At 71.8% G+C, this 11,857-nt stretch carries 8 protein-coding genes; 5 read left to right on the top strand and 3 right to left on the bottom strand.

Features of this window, described 5'->3' with window-relative positions; translation table 11 throughout:
• Nucleotides 1-14: 14 nt before the first annotated feature.
• Entirely contained in the window at nt 15-737 is a 723-nt protein-coding gene (locus tag LX14_RS15505) for an MBL fold metallo-hydrolase (RefSeq protein ID WP_253648246.1), read from the top strand.
• On the top strand, nt 734-2,038 hold the full coding sequence (hisS, locus tag LX14_RS15500; protein ID WP_253648245.1) for a histidine--tRNA ligase: 1,305 nt from the start codon (nt 734-736) through the stop codon (nt 2,036-2,038). The genes LX14_RS15505 and hisS overlap by 4 nt, the downstream gene beginning before the upstream one ends.
• A gap of 7 nt (nt 2,039-2,045) precedes the next feature.
• Here hisS and LX14_RS15495 read toward each other — a convergent pair whose 3' ends face one another.
• The 3 genes from LX14_RS15495 to ypfJ all read right to left on the bottom strand — a co-directional run bounded on the left by LX14_RS15495 (nt 2,046) and on the right by ypfJ (nt 6,291).
• Nucleotides 2,046-3,692 (bottom strand): ABC-F family ATP-binding cassette domain-containing protein, encoded by a 1,647-nt coding sequence (locus tag LX14_RS15495; protein ID WP_253648244.1) that lies wholly within the window; start codon nt 3,690-3,692, stop codon nt 2,046-2,048.
• Nucleotides 3,689-5,281: a DUF885 domain-containing protein gene (locus LX14_RS15490; protein ID WP_253648563.1), complete on the bottom strand. Its 1,593-nt coding sequence runs from the start codon at nt 5,279-5,281 to the stop codon at nt 3,689-3,691. Before LX14_RS15490 ends, LX14_RS15495 begins: the two co-directional genes overlap by 4 nt.
• A 146-nt stretch (nt 5,282-5,427) precedes the next feature.
• Entirely contained in the window at nt 5,428-6,291 is an 864-nt protein-coding gene (ypfJ, locus tag LX14_RS15485) for a KPN_02809 family neutral zinc metallopeptidase (protein ID WP_253648243.1), read from the bottom strand.
• Between the two features lie 147 nt (nt 6,292-6,438).
• Here ypfJ and aspS point away from each other — a divergent pair, with 147 nt between their 5' ends.
• From aspS to LX14_RS15470, 3 genes are read left to right on the top strand one after another with little or no spacing between them, the layout of a single operon-like run.
• Nucleotides 6,439-8,247 carry an aspartate--tRNA ligase gene (gene aspS, locus LX14_RS15480; protein WP_253648562.1) on the top strand — a complete coding sequence of 603 codons (1,809 nt, stop codon included), beginning with the start codon at nt 6,439-6,441 and terminating at the stop codon, nt 8,245-8,247.
• Between the two features lie 14 nt (nt 8,248-8,261).
• Nucleotides 8,262-9,227, top strand: a complete 966-nt coding sequence (locus LX14_RS15475; protein WP_253648242.1) for a DUF389 domain-containing protein — start codon at nt 8,262-8,264, stop codon at nt 9,225-9,227.
• Nucleotides 9,199-11,826 (top strand): circularly permuted type 2 ATP-grasp protein, encoded by a 2,628-nt coding sequence (locus LX14_RS15470; protein WP_253648241.1) that lies wholly within the window; start codon nt 9,199-9,201, stop codon nt 11,824-11,826. The genes LX14_RS15475 and LX14_RS15470 overlap by 29 nt, the downstream gene beginning before the upstream one ends.
• Nucleotides 11,827-11,857: the final 31 nt, after the last annotated feature.

Raw genomic sequence — 11,857 nt, 5'->3', positions numbered from 1 at the left:
AGGAGCGCCCACGCATGCTGATCACCGGGTTCGCCGCCGGCGTCTTCGCGACGAACTGCTGGATCGTCGCCGACCGGCCGGGCGCCGACGCCGTGATCGTGGACCCGGGCCAGGATGCGGCCCCCGCCGTGGCCGAGCTGGTGAGCGAACACGACCTGCATCCCGTCGCGGTCCTGCTGACCCACGGGCACCTGGACCACACCTGGGACGCGGTGGCGGTCTGCGAGCAATACGGCATCCCCGCCTACATCCATCCCGCCGACCGGGCGATGCTGTCCGACCCGGCCGCGGGTATCGGTCCCGCACTGTCGTCCCTCATCGGGGACCTGACCTTCTCCGAGCCGGAGAAGGTGATCGACTTCGTCGACGGCGAGGCCGTGGAGCTCGCCGGGATCCGCTTCGACGTCGACGCCGCCCCCGGCCACACCCGAGGATCGGTCCTGCTGTCCACCACGGTCGTCACCGACGACGCGGACGTCCCGGTGTGCTTCGCCGGCGACGTGTTGTTCGCGGGGTCCATCGGCCGGACCGACCTGCCCGGCGGCGACCATCAGCAGCTGCTCGACAGCATCGCCGCCACCCTGCTCACCCGCACCGACGACACCCAGGTCTTGCCCGGACACGGGCCGCAGACGACTGTCGGCCGCGAGCGGGCCACCAACCCCTTCCTCGCGGGCCTGCCGGGATCCCGTCCCGACGCCGCCTCGCACCCCACGAAAGGACGCCACGGACTGTGAGCGCCGACGCGCCATCACCGACCAGCCCCGCAGCCTCGGCCCCCACGGCCTTTCAGGCACCGCGGGGTGTACCCGACTACCTGCCGCCGGCGTCGTCGCGGTTCCTCGCCGTGCGCGACGAACTGAGCCGCGCCGCGCGTCTGGCCGGGTACTCCCACGTCGAGTTGCCGGTCTTCGAGGACACGGCGCTCTTCGCCCGCGGGGTGGGGGAGTCCACCGACGTGGTGTCGAAGGAGATGTACACCTTCGCCGATCGGGGCGAGCGGTCGGTGACGTTGCGTCCCGAGGGCACCGCCGGGGTGATGCGGGCGGTGATCCAGCACGGTCTCGATCGCGGCCAGCTGCCGGTGAAGCTGACCTATCACGGCCCGTTCTTCCGGTACGAGAAGCCGCAGACCGGCCGCTACCGCCAGCTGCAGCAGGTCGGTGTGGAGGCCATCGGTGTCGACGATCCCGCACTCGACGCCGAGGTCATCGCCATCGCCGACGAGGGTTTCCGTCGCCTCGGGCTGACCGGTTACCGGCTGGAGCTGACCTCACTGGGTGACGACACCTGCCGGCCGCAGTATCGGGAGGCGTTGCAGCGGTTCCTTTTCGGGCTTGACCTGGACGACGAGACCCGGCGCCGTGCGGAGATCAACCCGTTGCGCGTCCTGGACGACAAGCGCCCGGAGATCCGGGCCGCCACCGCCGACGCGCCCCTCATGCTCGACCACCTCTCGGACTCGGTGGCCGAGCACTTCGCCGCGGTCCGGCGTCACCTCGACGCCCTGGGCGTGCGCTACGAGGTCAACCCGCGCCTGGTCCGCGGGCTCGACTACTACACGAAGACCACCTTCGAGTTCGTCCACGACGGTCTCGGCGCGCAGTCGGGGATCGGTGGGGGCGGTCGCTACGACGGCCTGATGCGGCACCTCGGCGGCAAGCAGGAGCTGTCCGGCATCGGATACGGACTGGGCGTGGACCGCACCGTGCTCGCGCTCGAGGCGGAGGGCATCACCGCCAACGACCGGCCCCGCTGCGTCGTGTTCGGTGTCCCGATGGGCGATGCCGCCCGCGACCGGATGGTCGCCCTCGCCGGTGAGCTGCGATCCCAGGGTGTCGCCGTCGACATCGCCTACGGCGGACGGGGTCTCAAGGGCGCCATGAAGGCCGCGGACCGGTCCGGCGCCCGCTTCGCACTCGTGCTCGGCGACCGCGAACTCGAGGCGGGTCAGGTCGAGGTCAAGGACCTCACCGACGGCTCGCAGCGCACCGTCGCTCTCGACGCCGTCGTCGCCGAGGTCGCCGGGACCGTCTGAGGCACGCTCACACGAGCGTGTCCTCGAGCCGTCCGGCGTCCATCGACCACCGACGGGTCGCGCGGACGGTGTCGAGCATGCGGCGGTCGTGGGTGACCAGGAGCAGGGTCCCGTCGAACGACTCCAGCGCGGACTCGAGCTGTTCGATGGCGGGCAGGTCGAGATGGTTGGTGGGCTCGTCGAGGACGAGCAGGGTGACGCCACGGGCCTGCAGCAAGGCCAGGGCGGCGCGGGTGCGTTCGCCGGGGGACAGGCTCACCGCGGGGCGCAGCGCGTCGTCGCCGCGCAACCCGAACTTGGCCAACAGGGTGCGCACGTCGGGTTCGGTCCACTCCGGGACCTGCGCCCAGAACGCCTCGGTCAGCGAGTGCTCACCGACGAACGCCCCGCGGGCCTGGTCGATCTCACCGACCTCGACACCCACGCCGTGGCTCACCGAACCGCGATCCGGTGTCGTCCGGCCCAGGACGACCGACAGCAGTGTGGTCTTGCCGGACCCGTTGGGGCCGGTGAGCAGGATGCGGTCACCGGCGTCGATCCGGGTCGTGATCGGACCCAGGGTGAACGCGTCCCGGGTGACGACGACGTCCTGCAGGGTCGCCACCACGCCGCCACCCCGCGGCGCGCGCGCGATCTCCATCCGCAGCTCCCACTCCTTGCGGGGCTCCTCGACGACGTCGAGCCGGTCGATCCGTCGCTGCGTCTGCCGTGCCTTCGCCGCCTGCTTCTCGGTGGACTCCGCCCGGTGCTTGCGGGTGATCTTGTCGCCGTCGGTCGCCTTGCGTCGGGCGTTGCGCACCCCGTGTTCGAGCCAGTTCTGCTGTGTGCGGACGCGGTCCTCGAGGGTCGTCCGGGTGTCGGCGTACTCGTCGAACCGTTCGCGGGCGTGGCGCCGCGCCACCTCGCGCTCGACGAGATACGCCTCGTAGCCACCCGAGTACGCCGCGATCGTCTGCTGCGCACGGTCCAGCTCGACGATGCCCGTCGCGCACCGCGCCAGGAACTCCCGGTCGTGACTGACCAGCGTCGTGGCGGCCGTGGACTCCCGGACGAACCGTTCGAGGCGGGCGAGGCCCGCGAGGTCGAGGTCGTTGGTCGGTTCGTCGAGGAGCAGGATGTCGTGGCGGGACAACAGGATCGCGGCGAGACCGGCGCGGGCCGCCTGCCCGCCCGAGAGCGCCGTCATCGCAAGGTCCGCCGAGACGTCGAGTTCGACGTCGGCCAGCACCGCGCCGACACGTTCCTCGAGATCGGCCCCACCCAGCGCCAGCCACCGCTCCAGGGCCGGCGTGTAGGGATCGGCGTCGCCGGCCGACGGGTCGGCCAGCGCGGCGGCCGCGCTGTCCATCGCCTCCTGCGCCGCGAGGACCCCGGTGCGGCGGGCGAGGAAGTCGCGCACGGTCTCACCGGGGATCCGGTCGACCTCCTGCGTGAGGAGGCCGACGGTGGCGTCAGGTGGGGACACCTCGACGACACCGGTGTGGTCGGCGGTGGACACCCCGGCGACGAGCGACAGCAGCGTCGACTTGCCCGCGCCGTTGGCACCGACGAGCCCGACGACGTCCCCGGGGGCGACCACGAGATCGAGATCCTCGAAGAGGACGCGGTTGCCGTGTGAGGCACCCACTCCCGCGAGTCGCAGGACCGCGCTCACGAACCGATCAGCTCCGACCGCAGCACGTCGAGGCTCACCCCACCCAGGCGCAGGGCCCTGGTGTGGAAGTCCTTGAGTGACGCGTCGGGGTGGGCGGCGGTGAACTCGTCGCGTGCCTGTTCCCAGATGCGTTGCCCGAGTGCGTAGGACGGCGCCTGACCCGGCCAGCCCATGTAGCGGTTGAGCTCGAAACGCAGGACCGTACGGTCCATCGCGACGGCGGCGGTGAGGAACTCCCACGCCTTCTCCGCGTCCCAGGTCCCGCCCCCGACCGAGTCGGGTGCCTGCAGGCCGCAGTGCACACCGATGTCGACGACGACCCGGGCCGCCCGCAGGCGCTGCGAGTCGAGCATGCCCATCCGGTCGCCGTCGTCGTCGAGCCATCCCAGCGACGCCATCAACCGTTCGGCGTAGAGCGCCCAGCCCTCACCGTGACCGGAGGTGAACGACGCGAGCTTGCGCCACCGGTTGAGCTCGGGGCTGACCATCGCCGACCCGATCTGCAGATGGTGCCCGGGCACACCCTCGTGGAAGACGGTCGTCGTCTCCTGCCACGTGTGGAAGACGGTCTGCTCTGGCAACACCGACCACCACATGCGGCCGGGACGGCGACGGTCCTCGCTCGGTGCCGTGTAGTAGATGATCCCGGTCGCCGACGGCGCCAGCCGACACTCGAGTGCGGTGAGGTCGGCGGGGATGTCGAAGTGCTCGTCGCGCACCGCGTCCAGCGACCGGTCCGACAGGTCCTGCATCCACGCGACGAAAGCGTCGCGGTCAATCATCTGGTAGCGGGGGTCGTCGTCGAGCGCGGCCAGCGCGCCCGCGACCCCGGCGCCGGGGGCGATGCGTGCGGCGAGTTCCTCCTGCTCGGCGACGATGGATCGCAGGTGGTCGAGGCCCCAGGCGTAGGCCTCGTCGGGATCGATGTCGGTGCCCACGAACTCCGCGGAGTGCAGACGGTAGCGATCGCGTCCCACGGCGTCGGCGGGATCGGACCGGTCGAGGACCTCGTCGCGCAGATATCCCTGCAGTCGTGTGAACGCCTCGCCGGCGGCCGAGTGCGCGAGGTCCAGCACACCAGCGACGGACGGGTCGGCGGCGGTCGCGCGGTCGACGGTGGCGCGGACCGCGTCGGCCGCGGTCCCGCACTGCAGCGCCACCTGCTCCACCTGACGGCGCGCGGGAGCCGGGCCCGTGGTCAGACGTCGGGCAAGGCCGGCGATCACGGTGTCGACGGCGACGGGCAGAGCGGTCACGCGGGACACGACGGCGTCGCGGTCGTCGGCGGTCTCGACCGGCATCAGATCGAAGACGTCCCGCAGGTTCTGCAGAGGCGACTCGATGACGTTGATCTCCCCGAGCCGCAGACCGGCGTCGTCCACGGCGATCGACCGACGGAGCTGGTCGGTCATCGTGGCGACCGTGACCCGGTCGACGTCGTCGACGACGGGCGCCGCCGACAGGCGACGGACCGTGTCCCGCGCGATGTCGGTGCGTTCGGCGACGGCAGCGGGGGAGTAGTCGGTCAGCCGTGAGTCATGGCCCGGCACACCGAGCCCCGTGGCGAGCACCGGGTCGGCCACGCACATCCGCTCGAGGTGGTCCTCGGCGATCGCGTCGACCTCGGTGGGGGTGCGGGCGGGGGTGCTCACGATGGGACTCCTTCGTCGCTGTCGGTGTCAACGGCTCGTGCGCGTCCGTCCCGGGATCTCGGACGGTCGCCGGGTGTGGTGGGTCAGAGAGTGCGGGTGGAGAACGTGTCGCACGTCGCCGGGTCGCCGGAGCGGTACCCGGTGGTGAACCAGCGGGTCCGCTGGGCGGCGGAACCGTGGGTCCATCCCTCGCTGTCGTCGCGTCCCGAGAGGGTGTCGTCGCCGATGGCCTTGGCCGTCTGGATCACGTCGGCGATCTGCTGGTCGGTGATGGGCTCGAGCATGGCGCCGGCGCCCTTGTCGGCGTGTTCGGCCCAGACCCCGGCGTAGCAGTCGGCCTGGAGTTCGAGCCGCACCGATCCGGAGGTGGCTCCCTTCGACCCGAGCCGCTGCGCCTTCTCCATGGTGCCCATGAGGTTCTGCACGTGGTGCCCGAACTCGTGGGCCACCACGTACTCCTGCGCGAGGGGTCCGTCGCTGCCGCCGAGCTGATCGGACAGGGTGGTGAAGAACGTCGGGTCGAAGTACGCGGTGCGGTCGCCGGGGCAGTAGAACGGGCCGACCGACGACGACGCCGATCCGCATCCGCCCGTCGAGATCGCGTCCGCGAAGATCACGGTGCGCGGCTTCTCGTACCCGCGCACGAGCGTCGGCCACACCCGGTCGAGGCTGTTGGTGGTGGCGACGATCCGACAGATGCTGTCGGAGTTGGCCTTCGCGACGGTGCAGCTGTCGATCTGCTGCTGGATCGCCTGATTCGTGGTGCCCTGCGGTGCCGACGTGCCGGAGTCGCCGCCGAGGATGTCGCCGGGGTTGACGCCGAAGAGGACCGCCACGATCGCGACGACGAGTCCGACGCCACCGCCGAGGGCGACGCGGCCCCGTCCGCCGCCACCACCGCCGGACACACCGCTGGTGTCGAGCGGACCGTCACCCTGGAACGTCATGCCACCCCTCGCGCCGCGTGGCCCGGCGAGGAGTCACGCCGGACATCCGCCCCCGACGGCTGTCGAGTCGGACATCTGATCGTACGTAGGATGAGCGACGCCGTGGGGCCGACCGCCACCACCGACTCCACCGTCGAAAGGACGCACGTGCTGCGCACGCATTCCGCCGGATCCCTCCGCGCCACCGACGCCGGGGGCTCGGTCACGGTCGTCGGCTGGGTGGCCCGCCGCCGCGACCACGGCGGTGTGGTCTTCATAGATCTGCGCGACAGCACGGGCCTCGTGCAGGTCGTGTTCCGCGACGAGGCCGTCGCCGAGGCCGCGCACCGTCTGCGCGCCGAGTTCTGTGTGCGCGTCGTCGGTGACGTCGAGGTCCGCCCGCAGGGCAGCGAGAACGCGGCCCTCGCCTCGGGTGCCGTCGAGATCAACGCGACCGACCTCGAGGTGCTCAACGCCTCGGCGCCCCTGCCGTTCCAGCTCGACGAGACGCCGGGCGAGGAGGCGCGTCTGCGCTACCGCTACCTCGACCTGCGTCGCGAGGGCCCGGGGAACGCCCTGCGACTGCGCTCGAAGGTCAACGCCGCCGCGCGGGGTGTCCTGGCCGGCCACGACTTCGTCGAGATCGAGACCCCCACGCTGACGCGCTCGACGCCGGAGGGCGCGCGCGACTTCCTCGTGCCCGCACGCCTGCGTCCCGGGTCGTTCTACGCACTCCCGCAGAGCCCGCAGCTGTTCAAGCAGCTGCTCATGGTGGCCGGGATGGAGCGGTACTACCAGATCGCGCGGTGCTACCGGGACGAGGACTTCCGGGCCGACCGCCAGCCCGAGTTCACCCAGCTCGACGTGGAGATGAGCTTCGTCGACCAGGACGACGTCATCGCCCTGGCCGAGGAGATCCTCGTCGCGCTGTGGTCGCTGATCGGTGTCACGGTGCAGACCCCCATCCCACGCATGACCTACGCCGACGCGATGCGTCGTTACGGCAGCGACAAGCCCGACCTGCGGTTCGACCTCCCCCTTGTCGAGTGCGCGGAGTTCTTCTCCGACACCCCGTTCCGCGTGTTCCAGGCCGAGTACGTCGGTGCGGTCGTCATGCCCGGCGGCGCGAGCCAGCCGCGACGTCAGCTCGACGCGTGGCAGGAGTGGGCCAAGCAGCGCGGCGCGAAGGGCCTGGCCTACGTCCTCGTCACCGAGGACGGCACCCTCGGTGGGCCGGTCGCGAAGAACCTGTCCGACGCCGAACGCGAGGGCCTGGCCGCCCACGTCGGGGCGAAGCCCGGCGACTGCGTCTTCTTCGCCGCCGGCGGGGCCAAGACCTCCCGGGCACTCCTCGGTTCCGCCCGCGGTGAGATCGCCCGGAAGCTCGACCTCATCGACGACACCGCGTGGGCCTTCACCTGGATCGTCGACGCCCCGCTGTTCGAGCCGACCGCCGACGCGACCGCCGGTGGCGACGTCGCGGTCGGATCCGGCGCGTGGACCGCGGTGCACCACGCGTTCACCTCGCCCAAGCCCGAGTCGCTCGACACCCTCGAGTCCGACCCCGGTGCGGCACTGGCCTACGCCTACGACATCGTCTGCAACGGCAACGAGATCGGCGGCGGCAGCATCCGCATCCACCGCCGCGACGTCCAGGAGCGGGTCTTCGCGATCATGGGCATCGACAACGCCGAGGCGCAGGAGAAGTTCGGGTTCCTCCTCGACGCGTTCTCCTACGGCGCTCCGCCGCACGGCGGCATCGCCTTCGGCTGGGACCGCATCACCGCGCTGCTGGCGGGGGAGTCGTCTATCCGTGAGGTCATCGCCTTCCCCAAGTCCGGCGGCGGCGTGGATCCCCTGACCGATGCACCCGCGCCGATCACCCCGGCGCAGCGCAAGGAGTCCGGGATCGACGCGAAGCCCGCACCGCGGGGCGACGCCGAGGCCGCGGCCCCGGCAGCACCGCCGCAGGGCTGAGTGGACACGCGCGGGTGCTCCACCTGCGGGTGATCGTCCCGACCGCCGGGTCCGACGAGGTCGTCGGGTTCCTGCGGTCCGCGGTCGGCGCGACGCACCTCGTGGTGAGTCCAGGTGCCGCCATCGACCCTGCCGGCGACCTCGTGCAGGCCGACGTGACCCGGGAGGCGGCCGACGCAGTCCTCGACGGCCTCACCGGGCTCGGTGTCCACCGCGAGGGTTCGATCACTCTCGAACCCCTCGACACCGTGATCTCCGATGCGGCGATACGTGCGGAACGGGAGGCGCCCGGTGATCCCGACGACGCCATCGTCTGGAACGAGCTCACCCGGCGCACCCGCGACGACGCCACACTGAGCGTCACCTTCCTCGCGTTCCTGGTCATCGCGTGCCTGCTCGCCGCCGTCGGCGTCGTCACCGATTCACCGGTGACGGTCGTCGGCGCCATGGTCGTCGGACCCGAGTTCGGTCCGTTGGCGGGGATCGCCGTGGGGATCGTCGCGCGTCGCGCCGACCTCGCCCGACGGTCGCTCGTCGCGCTGCTCGTCGGCTTCCCGCTGGCGATGGTCGTCACCGGTCTGGGTGCCGTGCTGGCCGAGGCGACCGGTCTGGTCGAGCTGCGCGATGTCACCGCGGCCGATCAGGTCGACTTCATCTACCAGGTCGGGGTGTTCTCGTTCGTCGTCGCGATCCTCGCCGGGGCGGCCGGGATGCTGTCGCTGGTGTCGGCGAAGTCGGCGGCGCTCGTCGGGGTGTTCATCTCGGTCACGACCGTGCCCGCGGCGGGATACGCGGTCATCGCCGCCACGCTCGGCCAGTGGGCCGTGGCCGCCGAGTCGGCCGCACAGCTGGTCGTCAACATGCTCGGCATCGTCCTCGCCGGTGTCGCGGTGCTCGTCGTCCACGACCTCGTCGCGCGTCGCCGGGCCGCAGCCACAGTAGGGTCCACGGGTGAGCTCGGTACCGACACCACGCGCTGACGCCGCCCCCGCGGGTCTCGTGGAGGGCTACCGGCGGAGCCGCTTCTCGCTGTTCGACCTCGTCGGCCACGACACCGTCTCGGACACCGCAGGCCACGACGAGTTCTTCGACACCGACGGGTCCGTCCGACCGCAGTGGTCGGACCTGGTGGACGCCTACGCCCGCGCCGGCGAGGCCGGTCTCGCACGTACCGATCTGCGGCTGGCGGGGATGGTGGCCGACGAGGGGATCACCTACACACCGACCGGCGCGACGAGCACGACGGTCGACCCGGTCACGTGGGAACTCGACAGCGTGCCCCTCGTCCTGGACGGTGACACCTGGGCGGACGTCGAGGCCGGTGTGGCGCAACGCAGTCGGCTCCTCGACGCGCTGCTGACCGACCTGTACGGCCCACAGCGCACCATCGAGACCGGGATCGTCGCGCCGGAGATGGTCTTCGGTCATCCGGGGTGGATCGCCAAGGTCGCCGCGGGCGCGGCCGTCGGGTCACGCGCGTTGTTCCTGCACGCCGCCGACCTGGGCCGCCTCGCCGACGGCAGCATGACGGTGTGGGGTGACTACACGGGCGCGCCGTCGGGGATCGGGTACGCGATGGCGGACCGCCGCCTCGTCTCGCGCGCACTGGCCGGGCCGTTCGGGCGGGCGGTCCCGCGTCCCATCACCTCGTTCGCCGCGACCCTGCGGGTGTCGCTGGTCGACGCGGCGCCCTCCGGGGTGGAGGACCCCACGGTGGTGGTGTTGAGCCCCGGCTCGCTGTCGGAGACCTACTTCGACCAGATGTACGTCGCCTCGCAGCTCGGTGTCCCGTTGGTGGAGGGGTCGGACCTGCTGGTGCGGGGCGGCGCCGTGTACATGCGGTCCCTGGGCAGCCTCAAACGCGTCGACGTGATCCTGCGCCGGGTCGACGCCGCCTGGTGTGATCCGCTGGACCTGCGGACGGACTCCCGGTTGGGGGTGGCGGGGCTGGTCGAGGCGATCGCCCGCGGGTCGGTGACGGTGGTCAACACGCTCGGCAGCCAGGTGGTCGAGAACCCGGCGCTGCACACCCGGGCCGCCGCGCTGTCGCGCGCCCTGCTCGACGAGGACCTGCTGCTGGCACCGGTCGACACGTGGTGGGCGGGCGACGCGAGCGGCTGCGCCGAGATCACCACGCGCATCGGTGATCTGGTGCTCGACAACGTCCACACCGGTGAACGGCTGCTCGGCCCGCACCTCGACGCGTCGGCGCGGGAGGACCTCCGCGCCCGCGTGCAGGCACAGACATGGCAGTGGGTCGGACGCGCGTGTCCCACCTTCTCCGTCGCGCCGAGTTCCACCCGCGTCGGCCCGGGGGGACCGCGATCGGGGCGTCTGCGACCCGCCCCTGTCGGGGTGCGTACGTTCGCCGTCGCGCACGGCTCCGGGTACACCGTCATGCCGGGCGGGCTCGGACTGGTACTCGCCGACGGGGCCCCCGGCGGTGCCATGGTGTCGGTGGCCGCGAAGGACGTGTGGGTGGTGGCGCCGGAGCCGTCCGACGGCGCCCGCGTCGCCGAGACCGTCGCGGCGGTGTCGATGCCGAGCACCGGTGCCGCCATCGACCGGTCGGCGCTGTCCCCCCGGGTGCTGGCCGATCTGTTCTGGCTCGGTCGGTACGGCGAACGCGCCGAGCAGACCGTCCGGATGGTGCGCGTCGCCTGCGAACGCCACCAGTCGCAGCGGCACCGTCCCCGCCCCGATGACGTCGACGTGGTGCGCCGCTACCTCGACGGCGTCGCGACGGCCACCGGCACCGAGCACCTGCTCCACGACGACGACGATCCCGTCCGCGTCCTGACGCGCATGACGACGAACCGCACCGTGCCGGGGACGCTCGCCCACGCCCTGGACCACCTCGCGGCGTCGGCACGCGCGGTCCGCGATCAGATGTCCACCAGCACATGGATGGTGCTGGGCACCGTGGAGCGGGCCATGGCGGATCTGCGGACGGAGGACGACCCCGACCTGTCCGACCTGGCCCGTGCGCACGAACACATGCTGTACGGCCTGCTGGCGATGGCGGGGTTGCAGGCCGACTCGATGGTCCGCGACCCCGGGTGGCTCTTCATGGACGCCGGACGCCGCCTCGAGCGCATCATCGCCGTCGCCGAACTGCTCCGCGGCGTCGCGGTCGATCCCGGGGACGCCGTCGTCGAACAGGGTCTGCTCGACGCGTTCCTCGTCGCCAACGAGTCGTCGGTGATCTACCGACGCCGCAACCGTGGTGTCCTGCGCCTGCGGTCGGTGCTGATGCTGTCGGTCCTCGACGAGACCAACCCCCGGTCGGTGATCCATCAGCTCGACGCGCTGCGCGACGACAGCGAGCGCCTGCCCGACGAGGTCCGCTCCGCCGGGGTGGACCGGACCGTGGGCGATCTCGTCGCCGACCTCCGCCGCGTCGACGTCGCCGACCTCGTCGCCGTCGACGAGACGGGCCGCCGGGCCGAGCTCGACCGGCTGCTCGGTGGGCTGTCGGCCGGTGCGCGATCCATCTCGGACCTGTTGGGCCGCACGCGCTTCGCGCCGCCCCGTGACCTGCAGCCCCTCTGGGGCGGCGCACGATCGCAGGTCCCGTGACCCCCGACATCACCACCACCACCACCACGGA

It is taken from the genome of Williamsia deligens (assembly GCF_024171765.1).
In the GTDB taxonomy this organism is placed as follows: Bacteria; Actinomycetota; Actinomycetes; order Mycobacteriales; family Mycobacteriaceae; genus Williamsia_A; species Williamsia_A deligens.
The sequence above is the reverse complement of the archived record's forward strand: the minus strand, read 5'-3'. Positions and strand labels throughout refer to the sequence as shown.